Annotated in this window: 18 protein-coding genes and 1 pseudogene; 8 read left to right on the top strand and 11 right to left on the bottom strand. The window is 58.1% G+C overall.

Annotated elements, in window-relative coordinates; translation table 11 throughout:
- Positions 1–37: 37 nt before the first annotated feature.
- Positions 38–1,288: an MFS transporter gene (locus ACP7B0_RS02695; protein ID WP_426139380.1), complete on the bottom strand. Its 1,251-nt coding sequence runs from the start codon at positions 1,286–1,288 to the stop codon at positions 38–40.
- Positions 1,289–1,390: 102 nt separating this feature from the next.
- Between ACP7B0_RS02695 and ACP7B0_RS02690 the strand changes: the two genes are divergently transcribed.
- Complete coding sequence (locus ACP7B0_RS02690) at positions 1,391–2,359, top strand: AraC family transcriptional regulator (protein WP_426139379.1); 969 nt, start codon at positions 1,391–1,393, stop codon at positions 2,357–2,359.
- 36 nt (positions 2,360–2,395) lie between these two features.
- Here ACP7B0_RS02690 and ACP7B0_RS02685 read toward each other — a convergent pair whose 3' ends face one another.
- The 5 genes from ACP7B0_RS02685 to ACP7B0_RS02665 form a co-directional block, all read right to left on the bottom strand.
- Entirely contained in the window at positions 2,396–3,157 is a 762-nt protein-coding gene (locus ACP7B0_RS02685) for an SDR family oxidoreductase (protein ID WP_426139378.1), read from the bottom strand.
- A 29-nt stretch (positions 3,158–3,186) separates the two neighbouring features.
- Positions 3,187–4,014 carry an EamA family transporter gene (locus ACP7B0_RS02680; protein WP_426139377.1) on the bottom strand — a complete coding sequence of 276 codons (828 nt, stop codon included), beginning with the start codon at positions 4,012–4,014 and terminating at the stop codon, positions 3,187–3,189.
- A gap of 74 nt (positions 4,015–4,088) precedes the next feature.
- Complete coding sequence (gene gcvA, locus ACP7B0_RS02675) at positions 4,089–4,994, bottom strand: transcriptional regulator GcvA (protein ID WP_426139376.1); 906 nt, start codon at positions 4,992–4,994, stop codon at positions 4,089–4,091.
- Between the two features lie 441 nt (positions 4,995–5,435).
- On the bottom strand, positions 5,436–6,695 hold the full coding sequence (locus ACP7B0_RS02670) for a type II toxin-antitoxin system HipA family toxin (RefSeq protein WP_426139375.1): 1,260 nt from the start codon (positions 6,693–6,695) through the stop codon (positions 5,436–5,438).
- Positions 6,688–7,005 (bottom strand): helix-turn-helix transcriptional regulator, encoded by a 318-nt coding sequence (locus ACP7B0_RS02665; RefSeq protein ID WP_426139374.1) that lies wholly within the window; start codon positions 7,003–7,005, stop codon positions 6,688–6,690. The genes ACP7B0_RS02670 and ACP7B0_RS02665 overlap by 8 nt, the downstream gene beginning before the upstream one ends.
- 460 nt (positions 7,006–7,465) lie before the next feature.
- Here ACP7B0_RS02665 and mexE point away from each other — a divergent pair, with 460 nt between their 5' ends.
- The 5 genes from mexE to ACP7B0_RS02640 all read left to right on the top strand — a co-directional run bounded on the left by mexE (position 7,466) and on the right by ACP7B0_RS02640 (position 15,312).
- Positions 7,466–8,707, top strand: coding sequence for a multidrug efflux RND transporter periplasmic adaptor subunit MexE (gene mexE, locus ACP7B0_RS02660; protein WP_426139373.1), 1,242 nt, complete (start codon positions 7,466–7,468; stop codon positions 8,705–8,707).
- A gap of 12 nt (positions 8,708–8,719) precedes the next feature.
- Positions 8,720–11,899, top strand: a complete 3,180-nt coding sequence (locus ACP7B0_RS02655; RefSeq protein WP_426139372.1) for an efflux RND transporter permease subunit — start codon at positions 8,720–8,722, stop codon at positions 11,897–11,899.
- Positions 11,896–13,290 carry an efflux transporter outer membrane subunit gene (locus tag ACP7B0_RS02650; RefSeq protein WP_426139371.1) on the top strand — a complete coding sequence of 465 codons (1,395 nt, stop codon included), beginning with the start codon at positions 11,896–11,898 and terminating at the stop codon, positions 13,288–13,290. Before ACP7B0_RS02655 ends, ACP7B0_RS02650 begins: the two co-directional genes overlap by 4 nt.
- Before the next feature lie 195 nt (positions 13,291–13,485).
- Complete coding sequence (locus tag ACP7B0_RS02645; RefSeq protein ID WP_426139370.1) at positions 13,486–14,586, top strand: tetratricopeptide repeat protein; 1,101 nt, start codon at positions 13,486–13,488, stop codon at positions 14,584–14,586.
- Positions 14,587–14,949: 363 nt separating this feature from the next.
- Positions 14,950–15,312: a histone-like nucleoid-structuring protein, MvaT/MvaU family gene (locus tag ACP7B0_RS02640; RefSeq protein ID WP_426140044.1), complete on the top strand. Its 363-nt coding sequence runs from the start codon at positions 14,950–14,952 to the stop codon at positions 15,310–15,312.
- 404 nt (positions 15,313–15,716) lie between these two features.
- Here the strand turns inward: ACP7B0_RS02640 and ACP7B0_RS02635 are convergent, their stop codons facing one another.
- The gene (locus ACP7B0_RS02635; RefSeq protein WP_426139369.1) at positions 15,717–16,283 is read right to left on the bottom strand and encodes a DUF4946 domain-containing protein; all 567 of its coding nucleotides are present in this window, start codon (positions 16,281–16,283) and stop codon (positions 15,717–15,719) included.
- Between the two features lie 151 nt (positions 16,284–16,434).
- Here ACP7B0_RS02635 and gloA point away from each other — a divergent pair, with 151 nt between their 5' ends.
- Complete coding sequence (gene gloA, locus ACP7B0_RS02630) at positions 16,435–16,956, top strand: lactoylglutathione lyase (protein WP_426139368.1); 522 nt, start codon at positions 16,435–16,437, stop codon at positions 16,954–16,956.
- A gap of 58 nt (positions 16,957–17,014) precedes the next feature.
- On the opposite strand, the gene ahpF is transcribed toward gloA, so the two are convergent.
- From ahpF to ACP7B0_RS02615, 3 genes are all read right to left on the bottom strand, one after another.
- Positions 17,015–18,577 (bottom strand): alkyl hydroperoxide reductase subunit F, encoded by a 1,563-nt coding sequence (gene ahpF, locus ACP7B0_RS02625; protein ID WP_426139367.1) that lies wholly within the window; start codon positions 18,575–18,577, stop codon positions 17,015–17,017.
- A 123-nt stretch (positions 18,578–18,700) separates the two neighbouring features.
- The gene (ahpC, locus tag ACP7B0_RS02620; protein WP_426139366.1) at positions 18,701–19,264 is read right to left on the bottom strand and encodes an alkyl hydroperoxide reductase subunit C; all 564 of its coding nucleotides are present in this window, start codon (positions 19,262–19,264) and stop codon (positions 18,701–18,703) included.
- Positions 19,265–19,363: 99 nt separating this feature from the next.
- Positions 19,364–20,317 (bottom strand): site-specific integrase, encoded by a 954-nt coding sequence (locus ACP7B0_RS02615; RefSeq protein ID WP_426139365.1) that lies wholly within the window; start codon positions 20,315–20,317, stop codon positions 19,364–19,366.
- A gap of 175 nt (positions 20,318–20,492) precedes the next feature.
- Between ACP7B0_RS02615 and ACP7B0_RS02610 the strand changes: the two genes are divergently transcribed.
- Positions 20,493–21,503 carry a DNA-binding protein gene (locus ACP7B0_RS02610; protein WP_426139364.1) on the top strand — a complete coding sequence of 337 codons (1,011 nt, stop codon included), beginning with the start codon at positions 20,493–20,495 and terminating at the stop codon, positions 21,501–21,503.
- Here the strand turns inward: ACP7B0_RS02610 and ACP7B0_RS02605 are convergent.
- Positions 21,494–23,167: pseudogene (locus ACP7B0_RS02605) on the bottom strand (ATP-binding protein); the annotation flags it as partial. The gene ACP7B0_RS02610 and the pseudogene ACP7B0_RS02605 sit on opposite strands and share 10 nt — an antisense overlap.
- Positions 23,168–23,176: the final 9 nt, after the last annotated feature.

The following is a 23,176-nucleotide window of genomic DNA, read 5'->3' as shown; positions in this document are numbered from 1 at the left end:
GGTGGCGGACGGAATCGAAGCGGTTTGGGAAACCGGATCAAAGGTGCAACGCGGGTTTGGGCTGGCGAACGCCTTGAACAGAAGGGACTCGGACACGCAGCGCAATCAGCAACGCGGCCAGCAGCATCAGCACGGCCGCCGCGACGAATACGCCCGCGCTGCCACCGAGGCTGAACACTGCACCGCCAGCGGCGGCGCCCGTTGCAATGGCTGACTGCACAGATGCCACCACCATGCCTCCGGCGCTTTCCGCCTGATCAGGTACCGCCCTGGCGACCCAGTTCGACCACGCCACCGGCACACCACCAAAGGCCAAGCCCCAGATCGCCAGCAGTGCCGCCTGCCCCGGCACCGAGGCCGGCAACAGCACCAACGCCAGCGCTGCAACGCCGACCAGCGCGGGCATCAACACCAGAGTGGCCAGCGGGTGGCGCTCCAGCAGCCTCCCGGCCAACAGCGTGCCCACGAAGTTCGCCACACCGAACCCCAGCAGCATCAGTGACAGCCCTTGGGGACCGATGCCGGTAGTACCTTCAAGGAATGGCCGAACATAGGTGAACATCGCGAAGTGCCCGCTGTGCACCAGCACACAACCGAACATCCCCATGGCGATGCCCGGGCGCTGCAACACCTCGAAAACGGTGCGCAGTCTTGCCGGCCGGCGCGGCGCGAGGCGCGGCAGAGTGAACGACTGGAAAGTCAGGGTCACCATGCCTACCGCCGCCGCGGCAAAAAACGCGCTGCGCCAGCCATATAGCCCGCCCAGATAGCTGCCCAGCGGCACTGCCACTACCGTGCCGATGGCAATGCCGCTGAAAATGATCGACAGCGCCCGGGGCAACAAAGCGCTCGGCACCAAGCGCATCGCTACCGCCGCCGCCATGCTCCAGAACCCGCCAAGGGCAATACCCAGCAAGATACGCATCAACAACAGCACCGCGAAGCTGGAGGAAACGGCGACCAACAGATTGGAGGCGACCATCAACGTGGAAAACCCCAGCAACACCCAACGTCGGTCAATGCTGCGGGTCAGGCCTGGCACCAGTAAGCCAGCGAACAGCGCAACCACGGCTGTCACCGTTACCGCCTGGCCAGCCAGCGCTTCGGACACTCCCAGGTCAGTTGCCATCAGCGTCAACAAACTGGCCGGAAGGTACTCAGCGGTCAGTAATCCGAACACACCCATTGCCAACGAGAAGACGGCCATCCACGCGGGGGTCGTGGGCTCAACATCCGAGCCGACGCCGGGATGGCGGTCGGATACGGCATTACATACACAGTCAGTCATTGCACGGATCTCCCAATCTTCATTGCGAGCCGCAGTCTAGGCACCGAAAGCTGGATGATCTATGATCGAAAATCTCTACTTTTTGACTAAAACACCTGAACGATGCCTGTAGATCAGTTTGCTCTTTCCTCGGATCTCATCAACGAGCTGTTGCGCGGCATGCGCCTGCGTGGCGTCGAATACCGGCGTATTCAAGCGGGTCCAGCCTTCGGTTTGGGCTTCGCTGAAAAACCTGGGCACGCCTGGTTCCACTTCATGGCCGTCGGCACTGCGGTGCTGCAAATGGAGGACGGCACCACCTACGCGCTGACTGCGGGCAACGCCGTGTTCATCTCCCATGGCGCCGCCCATCAACTGTTTTCCCATCCGGACGTGCCTGTTCAGGACATCGACCATCTATACGGCGCCCCCCTCGGTGACACCATCAGCGCAGTGGATACCGGAACCGATGCCAGCCCCACGCCGAGCACTATTTTGTTCAGTGGTTGTATGGAGTTTGAACTGGGCAGCATCCATGGTCTTGGTCGGCTGATGCCGGGCCTGATGCTGATTGATGCCGGCGGCCAGCGTTACCCCGGACTGGTGCCTATCCTGACCACCATGGAACGCGAGGTCAGCGCCGCACGTGTCGGCTTCGCCGGTATCCTCGCGCGTTTGGCCGACGTGGTGGCCGCCATGGTCGTTCGCGGCTGGGTGGAGTGCGCCTGCGGGAACGCTTCTGGCCTGGTCGCCGCCTTGCGCGATCCACGCTTGGCCGGTGCACTGCTTGCGCTCCATCAACAACCGGGCCGCGACTGGACCGTTGCGCAGTTGGCAGAGCACTGCAATACCTCGCGCTCGGTCTTCGCGGACCGCTTCCAAGTGACGATTGGCATGACCCCGCTGCGCTATGTCACCGAACTGCGAATGCGGCTTGCAAGCCAGTGGCTGAGCCTCGAAAGGCTGCCGATTGAAGAGGTAGCACAGCGTTTGGGCTATACATCACAGGCCGCTTTCAGTCGTGCATTCAAGCGCATTACGGGCAAGACACCTGGAGTGAGTCGTAAGGTGAGGCAGCCCGCTGTTACTTGAAACCGAGCGCAGTAGTCGATGATCCATGCCTCTGACTCATTTACCGCCCGTTACGTCGAGGAATGTACCGGTAACGAATGATGCCTCCGCGCTCGCCAGCCATAGAATCGCGCGTGCCACTTCTTCAGGCTGACCGCCCCGCCCCATGGGGATCGAGTCCTTGACACGATCGACCCGCCCCGGCTCGCCGCCACTGGCATGCATTTCGGTATAGATATGTCCGGGGCGAATACAGTTGACGCGTATCCCTTCCCGGGCCACCTCCTTTGCAAATCCAATGGTGAAAGTCTCCAACGCGCCCTTTGACGCCGCATAGTCGACGTACTCATTCGGGCTGCCGAGGCGCGCCGATGCCGAAGAGACATTGATCACCACGCCGCCCGGTCCGTTGTGGCGGTAAGACATGCGCTTCACCGCCTGTTGGGCGCAGAGTATTGGCCCAATGGCATTGACCGCAAAGATGCGCTGCATCCGCTCGAAGCCGAGGTCTTCCAGGCGTGACTGAGGCGCCAGCATCCCAGCGTTATTGACCAGTACGTCGATGCGTCCGAACGCGCGGTCGATGGCCGCGAACAAATCGGCCACCTGTTGAGGGTCCGCACTGTCGGCCCGCATCGCCAACGCTCTGCGCCCCAAGGCTTCTACATCCGCAGCCACCGCCAGCGCCGCGGGTTCGTTGGCAACGTAGCTGATAGCGACGTCATAACCTCTTGCGGCCGCCAGCCGGGCGGTTGCTGCCCCCACTCCACGACTTCCACCCGTGATTAGAATCAGCGGTGCCTGCGAGACGTTGACCATTTAACATAGCTCCTGAGCCGTTGGCTGTATCAGCCGATGATGAGGGTGCCGCTGGCGATCACTACGCACGCCAATATCCGCCGTGCGGTGAGCGTCTCGCCGAGGAACACATAGCCGATCAACGCCGCAAACAGCACGCTGGTTTCGCGCAATGCGGATACCGCGCCCAGGGGCGCTTCGTTCATGGCGTAGATGACCATTCCATAAGCGAGCAAGGAGACCAGCCCGCCGACCAAAACGGTCACTGTTCCGGGCCGGACGGAGAGCAAGCTGCGGGTGTCGCGTAGGCCGATATAGACCACTGGCATCAGCACGCCCCACAGGGCGCACATCCACACGGTGTAGGCAAGCGGCGCACCGGAAAGCCTGGCACCGATGCCGTCGACCACGCTGTAGGCCGCGATAAAGCAGCCCGTCCCCAGCGCATAGGGCAGGCTGGGAACCGACAGACTGCGCCCTCTGAAGGCCAACGAAATAATCCCGCCTGACACCAGCGCAATACCGAGCAACTCACCAGACGTGATGCTTTCTCCGGCAAAAACGGCGGCACCCAGGGTGATCAGCACCGGCGACGATCCGCGTGAAATCGGATAGATCTGCCCCAAGTCGCCGACCCGGTAACTGCGCACCAGAAACAAGTTGTAGCCCACATGCAGCAACCCCGAAAGCACCGCGTAGCCCCAGCTTTCAATCGCGGGGGGCACCATGAACGCTGCGGCGACGACACTGGTGATGGCGATTGCAATGCACATCACCGTCATGGACCACAGCCGATCGGCACCGCTGCGCAGCAGCGCATTCCAGCTGGCATGCAGGAGCGCGGCAAAAAGCACGAGGAGGATGAGATGAATAGGCATGCGCCACTTTAGGCAATCCGGCGCCGGGACTAAAGAGAAGTCTCTTCATCGCAGCATGAATGAATGCTCATGGATCACTGTTCTACTCGTTGTACTTTCAGCGCCTCACTGGCTAACCATTGACGAAAACTGGCGATGTGCGGCTGCGATTCGATGCCCTTGGGGCACACGAAGTAGTAAGCAAGCGGCGATGGAAGCGGCACATCGAACAGCCGAACCAAACGGCCATCGCTGATTTCGCTCTCGACATGCCCGCTGCGCACCAACGCAACGCCTTGACCGAGTAAGGCCGCCTCGACCGTCATGTTGGTATCGCCAAATCTGACGCTCTCCTTGAGCGGCAAATAGGCGAGCCCGACAGCTTGAAACCACACCTCCCACTTTGGCACCAACTCGGCGCCATCCCGCGTCAGCAGCGGGAAATGCAACAATTCGGCGGGGCTCTGTGGTATCCCAACGCGCCGCAGCAGTTCGGGGCTGGCCACAGGAAATACCTGCTCCCCAAACAAGAACTCCGAATGCAGGCCTGGGTAATCGCCCTTGCCGAGCCTGATCGCAACATCAGCTTGACCGTGAGAGAAGTGGATTATTTTATCCGTGGTGTCCAGCGAGACCAACACCTCGGGGTGCTGGCGAGAGAGACGCGGCAAGCGTGGCAGCAGCCATTTGAGGGCGAAGGAATAGGTGGTGCTGACGCTGAGTCGAACCCTGCCTTTTTGCTCGCGCAGATCACCCAAAGTCGCCTCCAGGCTGATGAAAAATTCCCGCACGATGGGCGCCAGCGAAGACCCCGCTGCCGTGAGGCGTAACGCCTTGCCACGTTCAAATAACTGCAGCCCCCAAAGCGCTTCAAGATGCTTAAGCTGGTGACTGACCGCGCTTTGAGTAACATGCAGCTCCTGTGCGGCGGAAGTAAAAGTCAGATGTCGCGTGGCAACTTCAAAAGCGCGCAAGGTCGCGGTGGGCGGCAGGTCTCTCATAGGGGCGGTATCCAGCGAGTGATCAGAAAAGCGCATGCATGAACGCTAGCTCATGATAGAGCTAAACTCACTCGAAACGTCACTTAGGGAACCATCACATCAGGGTGAGCGGCTTCCCACTCTTTCAGCTCCGCCTGGAATCGGCTCAAATCCTGGGTCCGAGCACCTTCAACCTTCGTCAGAAGCTCCGCCCGTTGGCGCACTTCCAGCTTGAATATACGACTCCAGAAGTTCGGTCGGTAGCCTTCAACTGCACGCGCTATAACTACCGTGCTAGAGCCTGGTCAAAATGTTTTTCGGGGATCCGGACAGTCTTTAATGCACCTGACCTTCAATCATGAGTCCTGGAAAAACATCCTCTGCTTTTCCACCGTTCTCGGCTGTTGAAGTGTAACGTCGTCAGCTAAGTCAAGGGCATCATTAACCAGCCGAGCAGCCACGTCAGCGCAGCCGTTCGATGTTCTCGTCGATTCGGCCCTGGATGTTATTCAGGGTGTCTTGGGTGATCACGCCTGGATACAGGTTTTCGGCGATGGCCAAAAACTGGCTGGCGACGCGGCACATGTTGTCAATGATGCCGCCAGCATTCTCGACCGAGACTTCTGCTTCGTCTGCAAGTCTGAGCATCACGTCTCGGCCAATATCCAGGGCCTCGCCCATCACGTCCATCTGGTGATAACCCCCCGGCCCCTCGCAGAAAGTGACGTCGTAGGCTGGCGCCAGCTTCCATGTACCGGACGGCGACATGACGTAGGCGAAGTTTTTGGGGTGGTCGTCTCGGTTATTGAACGCGACATTGAAGACGGCCCGCTCGAAGGCAATAGCTTTCTCTCGTACATCGTTGGTGCACAGCTGTGTCGCACGCAAGAAGTTGACATAGTCCAGGGCCCCCGGTGACGTGTAGTCGGCCCCGGTAAAGGCTGCAAGGCTCTGCATAGGCACGCGCTGACCGTTGATACGATCAAAGCGCTTACTCGCGAAAGCTGCCAGCCCATTGGGCAGGCTAAAGTGCTGTGTATCCGGAGTCTGGATACCGCACATGCGCAGGCACTCGGCATAGACCATTTCGATAGCGCACACCTCAGGATGTTCGCCTTTTGCCGGGAACTTGATCATCCAGGCTTCAAAGCCCGGTGTGGCGGCGGTGGTAAAGGCTCCTGTCTGAGGATCGCGATAGACCAACGCCTTCGGCCTGGCCCCTTGAGGCGAGCCCCCCACCAGGAGCAATGTCTGCAGGAATTCCCCACCTTCCCCCCTGAGAACTTCCTGAATCTCAACGGCAAGCAGTTCAAGGGGGATGTGCGCGTCAGGCCCTTGCATTTCGGGCGCCACGGGTTCGAACGACATTGCCCCCATGGCACTGTCGCCAACATAGGCCAGCCGTTCCAGAGGTCCGATGCGTACTGTGTTGAGGCCGCGTCGTCTGAACAATCGATCCATCAGCAGCATGCCCCAACCATCGGGCAACGAGTCATAAACAGGCCCAGGCAGGCCCAACTGATGTGACGGAAAGCCTCGACGTAACGGGGGGCCCTCCAGCGCAAGCGTGTAGGACGACAGCTCCAAACCTCGACGCTTCGCTTCGTTGCTGTACTCAAACACAACCTGTGGGCGACCGGTGATGGCGGTTGTAGACACGAGCGAGCCCCACAGCCAATGTTCCCCCCAGCCATCGAAGTAGACGTCCACTTGCTCAAGCATTGTCGGACTTCCTCCTCGCCCGATGGCGATTAGCACTGGTTTCGTATCGACGAATGTCTTCAAGGCTATCCAGCTTGGGCAGGAACAACCCTTCGAGCTCCTTGGTCCGGCCCAGGACCATGGCCACACGGATCATATTTTCCAGCCCGACATTGCGCCCGGCTTCGAGGTTGGACACGGTATTGGTCCCAATACCGGCGCGACCGGCCACATCGGCTTGCGTCATCTGCAGAGCCAGTCGCTCCGTGCGCAGTCGCTCACAGAGACGCTTGACGATCTCCTCCGGTTTGCTGAAGCTCAAATCCAACATAACGTGCCTTCTGCCGCTAAACGCCACTTAACACCCAAAATTATAGAGTTAACCAACGTCCGGCTCAAGGCAGTTAATCCCCTATAATTGTGTTTTATTAGCGTTTTATAGGCTTTACCCACAATTTAGTGGAATTAAATGCATTTCTGGACAGTCTCCCTGTGGGTAGCACTTTCCGGGTAGAAACGATTAACAGCATTGATCTGATCAAGCAGATGCCTGATGTTGCGTCGCGGTCTTGTCCAGCCAGGCCGGGGGCGGCTTCAACCGTTTTCGGCCGTAACCCTTGATCCAGAGCCCGGTTGGAATGTCTTTCAGTGATCCGGATGGCCTCTGATTGTGACGCTCTAAAGAAGGCCAATATCATTCCGAATGATATTGACCTTTGTTTCATTCGATTCGTGCAATAACACCCTCCACAACAAAATCCGCCCATCTCAACTTTATTGGCGGATTCCTTATGGCTCAGACATTCAATCATCTGCGTTACCCCCTCGCCGCGCTGGCTCTGGTGGTAATCAGTGCCTGCGGCCGCGCGCCAGAAGCGACGATGGCACCGTCAGCCCCCCAAGTGAGCGTCGCCAAGGTGCTGGAGCAACCCGTCAATGAATGGGATGAGTTCACCGGACGGCTGGAGGCCCCGGAAACCGTTGAAATTCGCCCGAGGGTTTCCGGTCAGATCGATGCGGTTACATTCACCGACGGTGCGCTGGTCAAGAAAGGCGACCAGCTGTTTCAGATTGATCCGCGCCCTTTCCAGTCCGAAGTTCGCCGCCTGGAAGCTCAGCTTCAGCAAGCCCGTGCCACCGCCACTCGCACCAGCAGCGAAGCCGAGCGTGGCGAACACTTGCGCACCAACAATGCGATCTCGGCCGAACTGGCTGACTCTCGAACCACCAGTGCTCAGGAGGCGCGGGCCGGTGTAGCCGCGATCCAGGCACAGCTTGATCTAGCCCGGTTGAACCTGAGCTTTACCCGTGTCACCTCGCCCATCAGCGGCCGCGTCAGCCGTGCCGAGATAACGGCCGGCAACATCGTGACGGCTGATGTCACGGCCCTGACCAGTGTCGTGTCGACCGACAAGGTCTACGCCTACTTCGATGCCGACGAGCGTGTATTCCTCAAATACACCGAGTTGGCCCGCAAGGGCCAGCGTGGCCAGACCACGCCGGTCTATCTGGGGCTGTCGAACGAAAGCGGCAATCCCCACGAAGGGCAGATGAACTTCGTCGACAATCAGGTTGATCCTCAAACCGGCACCATTCGCGGTCGAGCGGTCTTCGATAACTCGGATGGCAGCTTCACCCCCGGTTTGTATGCGCGACTCAAACTGGTGGGCAGTGGCACCTACTCCGCCGTGCTGATCAATGACGAAGCCGTGGGGACTGATCTGGGCAAAAAGTTCGTGCTGGTCATGGACAAAGACAACAAGCCGGCCTACCGCCCGGTTGAACTGGGGCCGAAAGTCGAGGGCCTGCGCATCGTGCGTAGCGGCTTGAATAAAGACGACACCATTGTGGTCAAGGGACTGCAGCGTGTTCGCCCCGGTCAGCCTGTAGAGCCGCAAATGACACAGATGGCCAGCGCGGAAACCCTCGCCGCCCTCCTCAAACAACGCCAGGCCCTGGAAGCCAGCAATCTGCCGCAAGTGACGTCCAAAGTGGCCGTCAAAGCCGACAGCACTGCTACGCCACGCGGTTAAGGGATTAATCAGATGAATTTCTCGCAATTTTTTATCTCGCGACCGATCTTCGCGGCGGTGTTGTCGCTGATGATCCTGATCGCCGGTGGTATCTCGCTATTCCAACTGCCCATCAGTGAATACCCTGAAGTCGTGCCGCCTACTGTCGTGGTGCGCGCAAACTTCCCGGGCGCCAACCCTAAAGTCATCGGTGAAACCGTCGCCGCGCCATTGGAGCAGGCCATCACCGGGGTCGAGAACATGTTGTACATGTCTTCGCAATCCACGGCGGACGGCAAGATCACTCTGACAATTACCTTTGCACTGGGCACGGATCTGGATAACGCCCAGGTGCAGGTGCAGAACCGGGTGACCCGCACCGAACCCAAGCTTCCCGAGGAAGTGACGCGTATCGGTATCACCGTGGACAAGGCGTCACCGGATTTGACGATGGTGGTCCATCTGACCTCGCCGGACAAACGCTACGACATGCTGTATCTGTCCAACTACGCCATCCTCAATATCAAGGATGAGTTGGCCCGCCTTGGCGGTGTAGGTGATGTGCAGCTGTTCGGCATGGGCGATTACTCGCTGCGGGTCTGGCTGGATCCGAACAAAACCGCTTCGCGCAATATCACGGCAACCGACGTAGTCAATGCGATTCGCGAGCAAAACCGTCAGGTAGCCGCCGGCCAGTTAGGTGCTCCGCCCTCGCCGTCTGCGACCAGCTTCCAGATGTCGATCAATACCCAGGGCCGTCTGGTCAGTGAGGAGGAGTTCGAGAACATCGTGATCCGCGCGGGCGCGGATGGCGAAATCACTCGTCTGCGTGATGTTGCGCGGATCGAGCTGGGTTCCAACCAATACGCCTTGCGTTCGCTGCTGGATAACCAGCCCGCCGTAGCAATTCCGATTTTCCAACGCCCTGGCTCCAACGCCATCGACATTTCCAATGACGTGCGCGCCACAATGGCCGAGCTGAAAAAAAGCTTCCCTCAAGGGATGGATTACGCCATTGCCTATGACCCGACGGTGTTCGTGCGGGGCTCTATCGAAGCGGTCGTGCATACGCTGTTTGAAGCCCTGATACTCGTGGTTCTGGTGGTGATCCTGTTCCTGCAAACCTGGCGGGCATCGATCATTCCCCTGGTGGCCGTGCCAGTGTCGCTGATCGGCACCTTCGCTGTGATGCACTTGTTCGGCTTTTCACTCAACGCGCTGTCCCTGTTCGGACTGGTGCTCGCCATCGGTATCGTGGTGGACGATGCGATTGTGGTGGTGGAAAACGTCGAGCGTAATATCGAACTCGGGCTCAACCCGGTCGAAGCGACCAAACGGGCCATGCGTGAAGTCACCGGGCCGATCATCGCCACCGCATTGGTGCTGTGTGCGGTGTTCGTTCCGGCCGCCTTTATTTCCGGGCTGACGGGGCAGTTCTACAAGCAGTTTGCGTTGACGATTGCGATTTCCACCGTCATTTCGGCGTTCAACTCGCTCACCCTGTCGCCAGCGCTGGCGGCCGTGTTGCTCAAAGCTCACGACGCCCCCAAGGACCGCTTCTCCAGATTCCTTGACCGAATCCTGGGTGGGTGGCTGTTCACCCCGTTCAACCGTGTATTCAAACGTGCCAGCGACAGTTATGTAGGCGTGGTCGGGCGAGTGATCCGTGGCAGTGGTATCGCGCTGATTGTCTACGCAGGGTTGATGGTCCTGACCTACTTCGGTTTCGCCACCACACCGACCGGCTTCGTCCCGCCTCAGGACAAACAATACCTGGTCGCCTTCGCGCAACTTCCCGACGCCGCGAGCCTGGACCGCACGGAAGATGTCATCAAGCGCATGTCGGAGATCGCCCTGAAACAGGACGGTGTGGAAAGTGCGATTGCCTTCCCGGGGCTGTCCATCAACGGGTTCACCAACAGCCCGAACGCCGGCATCGTGTTTGTGACCCTCAAGCCTTTCGACCAGCGCAAGGACATCAGCCAGTCGGCCGGTGCCATCGCCGGGGCGCTCAATGGCAAGTACGGCGCCATTCAGGATGCGTACATGGCGATCTTCCCGCCGCCACCGGTTCAAGGTCTGGGCACCATCGGCGGGTTCCGCCTGCAGATCGAAGATCGGGGCAACCTGGGTTACGACGAGCTGTACAAAGAAACCATGAACGTGATCGCCAAGAGCCACAACGTTCCCGAGTTGGCCGCATTGTTCACCAGCTACACCGTCAACGTGCCACAGGTCGATGCGGCGATTGATCGTGAGAAAGCCAAGACTCACGGGGTTGCTATCAGCGACATCTTCGACACCCTGCAGGTTTACCTGGGTTCGTTGTATGCCAACGACTTCAACCGCTTCGGTCGTACCTATCAGGTCAACGTTCAGGCCGAGCAACAATTTCGCCAGGATGCCGATCAGATCGGTCAGCTCAAGGTACGCAACAATCGAGGCGAAATGGTCCCGCTGGCCACCTTCATCAACGTGACCAATACCGCAGGGCCTGATCGGGTAATGCATTACAACGGGTTCATCACGGCAGAGATCAACGGCGCAGCCGCTCCAGGTTACAGCTCCGGGCAAGCCCAGGCGGCCATGGAAAAACTGCTCAAGGCTGAACTGCCCAACGGCATGACCTACGAGTGGACCGAGATTACCTATCAGCAAATCCTGTCCGGTAATACGGCGCTGCTGGTGTTCCCGCTTTGCGTGCTACTGGCCTTCCTGGTACTGGCCGCTCAATACGAAAGCTGGAGCCTGCCGCTGGCAGTGATCCTGATCGTGCCAATGACACTGTTGTCTGCCATTACCGGCGTCATTCTGACCGGCAGCGACAACAACATTTTTACTCAGATCGGGCTCATCGTGCTGGTGGGACTTGCCTGTAAGAACGCGATTCTGATCGTGGAATTTGCCAAGGACAAACAGAGCGAAGGCATGACGCCACTTGCCGCCGTACTGGAAGCCTGTCGCTTGCGGTTGCGTCCGATTCTGATGACGTCCTTCGCGTTCATCATGGGTGTTGTGCCTCTGGTGTTCTCCAGTGGGGCCGGTGCCGAAATGCGCCATGCCATGGGCGTCGCGGTGTTCTCCGGCATGCTGGGTGTGACCTTCTTCGGCCTGCTGCTGACACCGGTATTCTATGTCCTGATCCGCAATTTCGTTGAACGTAGAGAGGCCCGCAAAGCGGACAAGGCTCTGCAGTTGGAGACGCATCCATGAGCGTAAAACTGTTTTTACCGAGTCTGCTGGTTCTGGCCCTGGCCGCGTGCGCTGTAGGGCCGGACTACAAAGCCCCTGACACAGCGCCTGCCAAAGTCACTGCAGCGTCTCAGGGCAGCTACGATCGCACTCATCTGGATGCGCTCTGGTGGCAGCAATTCGACGACCCGATCTTGAACAAACTGGTGGCTCAATCACTCAATGGCAACCGTGAACTACGGGTCGCCTTTGCCCGACTCAAAGCTGCCCGAGCGATCCGCGACGACGTCAGCAACGATGCCATGCCGGTGATCACCAGTCGGGTCAGCAGTGACCAGGGCAAGGGCCAACAGCCGGGTATTACTGAACGCCGGGTGCACAGCGAGCGTTATGACCTGGGGCTGGACATGGCCTGGGAAATCGACTTGTTCGGACGCATCCAGCGCCAACTGGAGGCCAGCGAGGCCGATCAGCAAACCGCCGAGGCCAATCTGTATGACTTGCAGGTCACGCTGACCGCCGAAGTGGTCGATGCCTACGGCCAGTTGCGCGGGGCTCAACTGCGAGAGCGTATTGCACGGGACAACCTCAAGAATCAACAGGACTCTCGTGGTGTCACCGCCCAACTGCGCGATGCGGGCGTGGGTAACGAGCTGGACGTGGTACGGGCTGATGCGCGGCTCGCGGCGGTGGAGGCTTCGGTGCCACAGTTGCAAGCCGAACAGGCGCGTCAGCGCAATCGCATTGCCACATTACTGGGCGAGCGACCGGAAACCCTCAGCGTCGACCTGAGCCCGTCGAAACTGCCCGCCATTGCCAAACAGTTGTCCATCGGCGATCCCACTCAAGTGCTGCGTCATCGTCCCGATGTCTGGGCGGCAGAACGCCAACTGGCCTCCTCCACTGCCCGCATCGGGGTGGAGACGGCAGACCTGTTCCCTCGGGTCAGCCTGAGCGGCTTCCTGGGATTCACCGCCGGACGCGGATCGCAGATCGGCTCTTCGGCGGCCAAAGCCTGGGCGCTGGGCCCCAGCATCACGTGGGCGGCTTTCGACCTAGGCAGTGTGCGAGCACGGATTCGCGGTGCTGACGCCGATGCAGAGGGCGCGCTGGCCAACTACGAGCAGCAGGTCCTGATGGCCCTTGAAGAGTCGGAAAATGCTTTCAGTGACTACGATAAACGCCAGCAACGGCTGCTCGCGATCATTCGTCAAAGCGAAGCAAGTCGCGCAGCGGCGAATCTGGCCTCGGTTCAGTATCGGGAAGGCACGACGGACTTCCTCGTTTTGCTTGATGCCGAGCGCGAGCGCCTGGCCGCCGAGGATTCACAGGCCCAGGCGGAAATCGACCTGTACCGTGGCATCGTTGCGATTTACAAGGCAATGGGTGGCGGCTGGCAACCTCAAGCCTGATCCGCGACGTGACCGCTGAACGGTAGCCCCGACCCGGCGGCTTGCGACATCTGCCCAAGCAACAGCCCCGCGATTTTTGAGTCGCGGGGCTTTTTTATGGCTGCACTCCTCCATTTCGGTTAATTGCCGGCATTGACGTTTGACAGCCAGCGAGCACTCCCTGAAGCTGCAATCCGACATGAATTGGATATCGGTATGCCCAAATCGCCTTTACCCGAAACTTCCACTCAAGTAATTGCTCGACGTCGCTTACTGAAACAAGGCGCGCTTGCCCTGCTGTTGCTTCTGTTGATTCTGGGATTTTTTGCCTGGCGCAGCCCGTCCTCCCCCCCTGTGCCGGCCCCGCTCAATCACACCTACGCTGAGGCCCTCGAACAGGCGCACAACGGCAAACCCGGCGCTGCAAGGGTGCTGTATCAGCAATTGGCCAGGACCGATCTTTCAGATATCCGGCGCGCCAGCCTGCTGGCCGAGATCGGCAATTACCCAAGCCCCCAGGCACTGAAACGGGTCGGTATGGACCTGCGCAACGATTCTCCTCTGGTTCGCCAGGCGGCGGTCGCTGCCGTAACGGCGCTGGTATCTCCGGGCCAACGCAGCCTGTTGCTCGGCCCATTGCTGGAGGATCCCGAACCCAGCGTACGGTTCAGCGCCACCCGAGCAATGCTCGGACTGACTCCCGATGATCTGGGGCTGTATTTTGCAGCGTTTGAAAAAAGCGTTGACGACTATGAAACGGCCCTGAAAATCGAGCCGCCCAGCGTAGACAATCAGCTGCTGTTGGCTCAGTTGTCTATGCATGACAACCATTTTACGGAGGCACTGGACTGGGTTCGGCAGGCGCTGGCCCTTGAGCCGGAGAACCTCGACGCTGCTCTGGCGCAGATTCACCTTATGGACAAGCAAGGCCAGACCGATAAAGCGCGGCAACTACTGGGTCGATTGTTGGAGCGACATCCTCAGTCTTCTCGTTTGCAGCACGCACTCGGGATGTGGCTGCTGAATCATGGCCAACAGGAATACGCACTGTTGGGGCTTGCCAAGGCTCTGGAGCTGGAACCGGAGAACAATGACTACCGTTATGATTTGGCGGTTGCGCTGCATGACCTGAACCAACTCGAGGCGGCTCAGAAACAATTAATGGAAATCCTCGAGCGTCAGCCTGGAAACCGGCGCGCACGGGTACTGCTGATCAACTACTGGAAAGAAAACGGTCAATTGCAAAGGGTGCAGGTACTGCTGGCGGAGCTGGAGCAGCAAAATCCGGACGATCCGGTGTTGCAACAAGGCTTATAGCGCTGCGCAGGTCTGCCCACAGGCGCTGTTTTTTTTCTGTCGATCGCTACTATCGGAAATAACTTACGTCTCGCTTCGCGTAGTAACACAACGCACAGGGAAAAGCGGAACTGCTCATCCCTCGTTTCAGTACTTAATTATCAATAGACTGTTTTCTAACTCGAAAAAAACGTGCATCATTTACTGGCAGCGGATGCAACTACCCTCCTCTTCAGGGCGGGACTGAAGGCCAGCTTTATTTTTTTATCAAGCCCATCTGCACCTGGTCCCTGGGTATCGCATCTCGCGAGCGAATCAGCCAACAGCTGTTCTCTGCATGCCTTGTTGGCGGGTTACAGCCAATACACTTTCGGAGTATGTTATTTGTCTAGACTTGCCGAGTTTCGAGCAGCAGAAAAAGCCCTTCAAGAGCAGCTTGCACAGCTGGAATCCTTGAAGAACGATGCCGGGCTAAAGAAGGAGATTGAATTCGAGCAGAAACTCCAGGGCTTGATGAGCAGCTATGACAAAAGCCTGCGTGACATCATCGCAATCCTCGACCCTAAAGGCTCGTCCTCACTGCCTGTGGCTACGGGGCCAAAGCGTCGTCGGGCACGCGTGATCAAGGTCTATCAGAACCCGCACACCGGGGAACTGATCGAGACCAAAGGCGGAAACCATCGCGGTTTGAAATCCTGGAAAGAGCAATACGGTGTCGACACCGTTGATTCATGGCTGCGCGCCTGAGCCCGGCCATTGAATATAAAAAGCCCTGCGGTGCAGGGCTTTTTTATTGGTGTCAATTGATATCGAGCGATTAAAAGTATTGCATCGAATACAGCAGACATCGGTCAGAATTGTTCAAGTTTGTTCAATAACGTTTAACTACGCTTGAACTTTGGCTGACGCTTCACTCGCGCGCCTCTTATTTAACGGCGCTCGTCGCGGCACAGATCCTCGGATATAAAAAAATAAAGCTGCCCGTTCTGTCGTTCTTATTCGTCAGAATGTTCTGATTTTTTTACCGAGAATGATCGTAAAATTCGAACAATTGATTCACGAATTTTTCACACCCCGTATCTCAGGATAGAGGCTGCTAAAGGATTAGCGCCCCAATGCCCGCTTCGGCGGGCTTCTTTTTGCCTGCGTTTTCACTCAGGCGTCTGTCCTTGGCCCACGCCAAGGCGCAAGCCATCCCGAATGCGTTGAGCCTCTTCCTTCGTCGCGGCATAACCCGCAGCAGAGCCTGCATAGGAAAGCGACCAGGCCATTTCTTTATTCGCCGTCGCCACCAGCGTCTGGGTCATCACATGCACTCCGTTCTGGGTGATGGTACAGGTTGTCTCCAGGGCAGGCATCTGGCTCAAGGTGCCCTGGCGTGTCCGGGTGCAGACGCTTTGAAATCCACTTCGGGCAAACATCACCTGAATCGACTTGCGCATCTCCAGCAAGACACCCTCTACGTTAACCTGGTGCCCCGCCACCAAGGGCGACTGGGTGAGCTCCATCACCATCATTGGATTACCCGCCTGATCATTCTTGACGGCCCGTTGTCTTAACGGTGCAGCGGGCTTGCCGGCAACATCGGCTTCAACCGGCAGGGATTCAATCTGCCATCCTTCGGGCCAATTGATCATGGCATCACCTGCCTGAATGAAGCCTGAAGCAAATAACAGGCAAAGGCCCGCAATCGATACGGGGGCTAACCGGATGAACATGATGGGGCTTTCCTCAAGGCGTAAGCTGGAAAGTCTGACGCGCCAGGCTGCGATGAACAAGAGCAACGACGCCTTATTGCTCGCACGTTTGGCAATCGAGCGACACCCCCGTACCATTTAACGCATTTTGAACACTCAACCGGAGTTATCCATGAGCCTGCAACTACTCAACTCGTTTCCCGGCGTGACAGCAGAACCGGAAGCTGCCACCCAGCAATTCGTGTTCAATCACACGATGCTGCGCGTCAAGGACATCACCGCTTCCCTCGATTTCTACACCCGTGTTCTGGGCTTCAGCCTGGTCGAAAAGCGCGACTTTCCCGAGGCCGAATTCAGCCTGTACTTCCTGGCGCTGGTGGACAAGTCACAGATTCCCGCCGATGACGCGGCACGCACCCACTGGATGAAGTCGATCCCGGGCATCCTTGAACTGACCCACAACCACGGCACCGAAAACGATCCGGCGTTTGCTTATCACAACGGCAACACCGATCCCCGTGGATTCGGGCATATCTGCATCTCCGTGCCAGACGTCCACGCCGCCTGCGAGCGTTTCGAAACCCTGGGCGTGAATTTCCAGAAGCGTCTGGCGGATGGCCGCATGAACAGTCTCGCCTTCATCAAAGACCCGGATGGCTACTGGGTAGAGATCATCCAGCCCGCACCGCTGTAACACATAACAAAAAAAGGGCCTCATGATTGCTCATGAGGCCCTTTTTGCTGGCCCATTATCAGGCTGGCGCGGACGTACGAATCAAGTGATCAAAGGCGCTCAGGGACGCTTTGGCGCCTTCACCCAAGGCAATGATGATCTGTTTGTACGGCGTGGTCGTGACGTCGCCTGCTGCGAAAATACCCGGGATGGACGTTTCACCGCGAGAATCGACCACAATTTCGCCTCGGGGCGACAGCTCGATGCTGCCTTTGAGCCAGTCGCTGTTGGGCAACAGGCCGATCTGAACAAAGATACCTTCCAGCTCCACCGCAATTTCTTCGCCATTGAGGCGGTTCTTGTAGCGCAAACCGTTGACCTTCTGCCCGTCACCGGTGACTTCCGACGTCTGGGCGTTGGTGATGACGGTGACGTTAGGCAGGCTCATCAATTTGCGCTGCAGGACAGCATCAGCGCGCAGCTGCACGTCGAATTCAAGCAGTGTCACATGGGCAACGATACCGGCCAGGTCGATTGCAGCTTCTACGCCAGAGTTACCGCCACCAATCACCGCGACGCGTTTGCCTTTGAACAGCGGACCATCGCAGTGCGGGCAGTACGCTACGCCCTTGTTGCGATATTGCTGCTCGCCCGGGACATTCATCTCCCTCCAGCGCGCACCGGTTGCCAGGATCACGGTCTTGGCCTTGAGGCTGGCGCCGCCAGCAAACTTCACTTCATGCAGCGCGCCATTTGTGCCTGGAATCAGCTTGTCGGCACGTTGCAGGTTCATGATGTCGACTTCGTATTGCTTGACGTGCTCTTCAAGGGCTACCGCCAGTTTCGGGCCTTCGGTGTGTTGAACCGAAATGAAGTTTTCAATCGCCATGGTGTCCAGCACCTGACCACCAAAACGCTCCGCCGCCACACCGGTACGGATCCCCTTGCGCGCTGCATAAACCGCCGCCGCCGAACCCGCTGGCCCACCGCCTACGACGAGCACATCAAACGCCTCTTTGGCGTTCAGTCTGGCTGCCTGGCGATCACCGGCACTGGTGTCGATCTTCGCCAGGATTTCTTCCAGCCCCATGCGGCCCTGGCCGAACAGTTCGCCATTCAAGTAAACGCTGGGCACCGACATGATCTGGCGATCAGTCACTTCGTCCTGAAACAGCGCGCCGTCGATGGCAACGTGATGCACGTTGGGGTTCAGCACCGCCAGCAGGTTCAACGCCTGGACGACATCCGGGCAGTTCTGGCAGGACTGGGAGAAGTAAGTTTCGAACCTGAACTCACCTTGCAGCGAGCGGGCCTGTTCGATGGCTTCGGCACTGGCTTTGGACGGATAGCCGCCAACCTGCAGCAGGGCCAGCACCAGCGAAGTGAATTCATGCCCCATGGGGATACCGGCGAAACGCAGGCTGATATCTTTGCCAGGGCTGTTGAGCGAGAACGACGGAGTACGCGCATCGTCACCGCTTTCATTGAGGAAAATGTTTTTCGAAACGCTGATCACGTCGTTGAGCAGTGCCAGCATTTCCTGGGATTTCGCGCCGTCATCAAGGGACGCGACGATCTCGATCGGTTGTGTGACCCGTTCCAGGTACGACTTCAACTGGGCTTTAAGATTGGCGTCCAACATGCGGGCGATTTCCATTTTAAGAGGGTAGAAAAAACAACGCCCAGGCGATGGTCGCCCGGGCGTTTTTGGGGGCGATGCGGTTTACTTGCTCAAGAGCTCACGGCCCCCAGCTCTATCATTGACTTAGATCTTGCCGACCAGGTCCAAGGAGGGAGCCAGAGTCGCCTCGCCTTCTTTCCATTTGGCTGGGCAAACTTCGCCTGGGTGAGCAGCAACGTACTGAGCGGCTTTCACTTTGCGCAGCAGCTCGTTAGCGTCACGGCCAACACCGCCGTCGTTCAGCTCAACGATTTTGATCTGGCCTTCTGGGTTGATCACGAAGGTGCCACGGTCAGCCAGACCTGCTTCTTCGATCAGGACGTCGAAGTTACGCGACAGCAGGTGAGTCGGGTCGCCGATCAATGGGTACTGGATTTTGCCAATGGCTGGCGAAGTGTTGTGCCATGCAGCGTGGGCAAAGTGAGTGTCAGTGGACACACCGTAGATTTCGACGCCCAGTTTTTTGAACTCGGCGTAGTTGTCAGCCAGGTCTTCCAGTTCGGTCGGGCATACAAAGGTGAAGTCGGCTGGGTAGAAGAACACGACAGACCACTTGCCTTTAAAGTCAGCTTCGGAAACCTCGACGAACGCGCCGTTCTGGAATGCAGTGGCTTTGAACGGTTTTACTTGGCTGTTGATGATAGGCATCGGTGAATCTCCTGATGGGTTGAATTCGATGGAGTGAAGCTTACGCACAATCATCGGCAGGGTCTCATTGGCAAACCTCATGCTCCTGATTGCTTTTCACTATAAGAGATCTTCATTAATAGACGAAATCTGCATGAGCTTTTCATCCCGGCTGGCGAACGGCGTGGCTTCGAGGTAGCGCATGGCGGATTTCATGTCCTTCCAGCCGACGTAGCTCATCAGTGACTTGAGGTCCCAGCCATTGTGATGGGCCCAGGTTGCAAAACCGCGACGCAGGGAATGGCTGGTATACAACTGCGCCGGAACACCTGCCCGCTCCAGGGCAAAACGCAGCAACGGGATGATGCTATTGGCGTGCAGCGGCTTGTCGCTGAGGTTGCCCCACCGATCAATGCCGCGAAAAACCGGACCTCGGACCAGGGCAGAACACTTCATCCATTCGACATACGCCTGCACCGGGCAAAGACGCTGCAGCGCGGGGGTCTGATAGCGCTTACCCAGATTGTCACGGTCGCTTTTGCTACGGGCCAGGTACAGAGTGATGCCGGACCCTGCTACGGCCTGTACATCCTCCACCTGCACGCGGCACAGCTCGTCGCTGCGAAAACCCCGCCAGAACCCCAGCAGAATCAGCGCGCTGTCCCGCCGACTGCGTAACAGGCGGGGATAATCACCGTCAGCCGCAGCCTGACTGGCTTCGTGTTCCAACCACTGTGCGACTTGCTCCAGATGCTGCAACTGCAGAGGTTCGGCCTGTTTCTCCTGAGCCGGATGCAGGGCACGAATGCCCTTCAATACTTTACGCACCACCGGTGCCCCGGTCGGATCGGGGAAGCCCTGGCTGTTGTGCCACTGGGCCAGCGCCGAAAGCCGGGATTTCAGTGTGTTGACCGACAGCGAGCCTGCATAGCTGGCCAGATACCGGGCGACCGCGTCGCTGGTAGCGGGCAGAAAGCCGCCCCACGTCACTTCGAAATGTTCAATGGATGCCCGGTAGCTCCGTCGGGTGTTGTCTCTGGTTGCGGCTGCGATGTAGCGATCGACGTCCGTCATGCCTGAATTCCCGTGTGCGTACTGATTTTGGTGCCAAAAACGTGAGCAGCGCTTCTGACACGGGATAATACCCCATTATCACGTGCTGAATTTACGCGAATTATCAAATCTATAAAGACTTCTATAGTATGTAATTACAGGATACATACCACAGTACGAAATCGTAGGAGATCATATGGCTCGCGGCGGCGTAAACAAGTCAACGGTGCAGACTGCACGTCTGGCGCTCCTGGCACGGGGCGAGAATCCCAGCATTGATGCCGTGCGAGTCGAGATGGGTAATACCGGCTCAAAAACCACTATTCATCGCTACCTGAAAGAGCTGGATGAAACGGATATGCGCCGTGGCGCGCCTCAGGAAACCATCGGTGAGGAGCTGACTGAGTTGGTTGCTCGCCTCGCCCAGCGCCTCAACGAACAGGCACAGGAACACATCGCTCAGGCGCAGACTGCCTTCGATACACGCCAAAGCGCCTTGCAGGACGAATTGATAGCGACACGTAATGAGCTGGCTGATTTAACCCGGCGCTTTACCCACCAAACCGGGGAGCTGGAACAGCAAAGCATGAGGTTGCTGGCAACCGGCGAGCAGTTGCAGGGTGAGCAAACCGAGAATGCCCGCCTGCGACAAGCCAATCAGGACATGGCAACGCGGCTGGAAGACAAGGATGGGCAGATCCGCTCTTTGGAAGAAAAGCACGTTCATGCCCGAGATGCCCTTGAGCATTACCGCAATTCGGTGAAGGAGCAACGCGATCAGGAGCAGCGCCGTCACGAAGGGCAGGTACAGCAAGTACAGATGGAATTGCGCCAGGCCCAGCAAAACGCACTGATGCGCCAGGAAGAAATCACCCAACTCAATCGCGCCAATGAACGTCTGCTGACTGAAAGCCGCAGCGCCACTCGCGAACTGGAGAATCACAAGGATCAACTGAGCAAGCTGAAACTTGAGGCCAACGAGGCAATGGAACGCCTGCAACAGTCACAGACCCGACAGGCGTTGCTGGATGAGCGTTTGCGCAGCAGTCAGGATGAGGTGAGCGACCTCAAGCAACGCGTGACTGAACGGGAGCAACGAAGCCGGGTTCTGGAGTTGATCCTGATAAAGACCGAGCTGGCACTGGAGAACCTGCGCAAGGAACCGGACACGCACGATGCCCCGCCCCTACCGCCCGATCAAGCCTGAACGGGCGAGTGTCCTTCGATCATTTTTCTGACCATTTGCGCAAGCTCATCGGCGCTGAAGGGCTTGGCCAACAGGTCCATGCCCGAGTCGAGAAAATCACCGCGAACCTGAGCGTCAGGGGCATAACCGGTGATAAACAGCACTTGCAGCCCCGACCGATACTGACGGGCGATTTCCGCAAGCTGACGTCCGTTCATGCCGGGCAAGCCAACGTCCGTGACAAGCAGATCAATTCGTTCGCCCCCTTGCAGAAGAGGCAAGGCGGCCTTCCCATCGTTAGCTTCCAGGGTTGAGTAGCCCAGTTCGCGCAGTACATCGATGACCAGCATTCTGACTGCATCGTCATCTTCGACGACCAACACACGCTCGCCCTCAATCGCTCGAGGCGCCTGGGTGGGGTCTGCTTCCATCACGCCCTTCGCTTGAGCCTTCAACGGACATGGCAGATAGAGATCAATACGCGTTCCCCTGCCCTCGACGCTGTCGATCTGAACGTGACCACCGGCCTGCTTGATAAAGCCATACACCATGGACAACCCAAGGCCAGTGCCCTGCCCGATAGGTTTGGTGGTGAAAAAGGGATCGAAAGCGCGACCGATCACGTCCGCCGACATTCCGCAGCCGGTGTCTTCAATGCTCAGTTGCACGTAGTTGCCGGGGGATATCATGCCCTGCTGGGCGTCAATCTGGACGTTTCGGCTGCGCACTGTCAGTCTGCCGCCCCCAGGCATGGCATCCCTGGCGTTGATGACCAGGTTCAGAAGCGCGTTTTCCAACTGATGCTCGTCGGTATGGGTCTGCCACAGCGCGTCGTCCAGATCGATGCACAACTCAATACTTTCACCCGTGGTGCGACGCAACAACTCTTCCATGGACGACACCATTCGGTTGACGTCGACGTTGCGGTTATTGAGTGATTGGCGACGCGCGAACGCCAGGAGACGGTGAGTCAGCGCGGCGGCGCGATTGGCCGAAGTGACGGCCACGTTGATATAACGGTCGATCTCCCCGACACGCCCTGCGGCCACCCGACGCTGAATGAGATCCAGCGCACCCAGAACGCCCGTGAGCATGTTGTTGAAGTCGTGGGCAATGCCGCCAGTCAGTTGGCCAATGGCGTCCATCTTTTGCGCATGGCGCAACGCCTCTTCGGCCTGCTCACGCTCAGCCATCTCTCTTTGCAGCAATTCATTGATGGATGCCAACTCGCGGGTCCGCTCAGCCACCCGAAGTTCGAGGCTTTCATTCAGTTCGCGCAATGCTTCTTCGGCATTGACCTGAGCCGTGATGTCAGTGTTAGTCCCCAGCCAGTGCGTGATATGACCTTCTTCGTCGCGCATGGGCAATGCGCGGGAAAGAAACCAACTGTAAGTGCCGTCTTTGCCGCGCAAAGGAAACGTATCTTCCCAGATCGATCCCGTGGCGAAACAATGGGAAGAACGTGCCGTGACGCGCTCTACGTGATCCGGATGATGCACCGACCGCCAGCCTAAAGCCTGCATGGCTTCAAGCGATGAGCCGGTGTACTCGTACCAGCGCTCGTTGTACCAATACACATTGCCGGCAGGATCGGCTGTCCAGGCCAACTGACTCATGTTGTCAGCCAGGGTGCGGAATTGTCGTTCGCTTTCACGCAAAGCATCTATCTTGCGCATGGTGTCTTCGTCTTGCTC

Origin of the sequence: Pseudomonas sp. DWP3-1-2, assembly GCF_049896285.1 — a bacterium.
Taxonomy (GTDB): domain Bacteria; phylum Pseudomonadota; class Gammaproteobacteria; order Pseudomonadales; family Pseudomonadaceae; genus Aquipseudomonas.
Note: the sequence above shows the minus strand (reverse complement) of the source record. Positions and strands in the feature narration are given on the sequence as shown.

Bases quoted from the DNA above. Each gene is read 5' to 3' on its own strand.
- gloA (WP_426139368.1), top strand. From the start codon at position 16,435: ATGAGCCTGCAACTACTCAACTCGTTTCCCGGCGTGACAGCAGAACCG.
- ACP7B0_RS02690 (WP_426139379.1), top strand. From the start codon at position 1,391: ATGCCTGTAGATCAGTTTGCTCTTTCCTCGGATCTCATCAACGAGCTG.
- mexE (WP_426139373.1), top strand. From the start codon at position 7,466: ATGGCTCAGACATTCAATCATCTGCGTTACCCCCTCGCCGCGCTGGCT.
- ACP7B0_RS02695 (WP_426139380.1), bottom strand. From the start codon at position 1,288: ATGACTGACTGTGTATGTAATGCCGTATCCGACCGCCATCCCGGCGTC.
- ACP7B0_RS02650 (WP_426139371.1), top strand. From the start codon at position 11,896: ATGAGCGTAAAACTGTTTTTACCGAGTCTGCTGGTTCTGGCCCTGGCC.
- ACP7B0_RS02635 (WP_426139369.1), bottom strand. From the start codon at position 16,283: ATGTTCATCCGGTTAGCCCCCGTATCGATTGCGGGCCTTTGCCTGTTA.
- ACP7B0_RS02685 (WP_426139378.1), bottom strand. From the start codon at position 3,157: ATGGTCAACGTCTCGCAGGCACCGCTGATTCTAATCACGGGTGGAAGT.
- ACP7B0_RS02655 (WP_426139372.1), top strand. From the start codon at position 8,720: ATGAATTTCTCGCAATTTTTTATCTCGCGACCGATCTTCGCGGCGGTG.
- gcvA (WP_426139376.1), bottom strand. From the start codon at position 4,994: ATGAGAGACCTGCCGCCCACCGCGACCTTGCGCGCTTTTGAAGTTGCC.
- ahpC (WP_426139366.1), bottom strand. From the start codon at position 19,264: ATGCCTATCATCAACAGCCAAGTAAAACCGTTCAAAGCCACTGCATTC.
- ACP7B0_RS02645 (WP_426139370.1), top strand. From the start codon at position 13,486: ATGCCCAAATCGCCTTTACCCGAAACTTCCACTCAAGTAATTGCTCGA.
- ACP7B0_RS02670 (WP_426139375.1), bottom strand. From the start codon at position 6,695: ATGCTTGAGCAAGTGGACGTCTACTTCGATGGCTGGGGGGAACATTGG.
- ahpF (WP_426139367.1), bottom strand. From the start codon at position 18,577: ATGTTGGACGCCAATCTTAAAGCCCAGTTGAAGTCGTACCTGGAACGG.
- ACP7B0_RS02680 (WP_426139377.1), bottom strand. From the start codon at position 4,014: ATGCCTATTCATCTCATCCTCCTCGTGCTTTTTGCCGCGCTCCTGCAT.
- ACP7B0_RS02610 (WP_426139364.1), top strand. From the start codon at position 20,493: ATGGCTCGCGGCGGCGTAAACAAGTCAACGGTGCAGACTGCACGTCTG.
- ACP7B0_RS02665 (WP_426139374.1), bottom strand. From the start codon at position 7,005: ATGTTGGATTTGAGCTTCAGCAAACCGGAGGAGATCGTCAAGCGTCTC.
- ACP7B0_RS02615 (WP_426139365.1), bottom strand. From the start codon at position 20,317: ATGACGGACGTCGATCGCTACATCGCAGCCGCAACCAGAGACAACACC.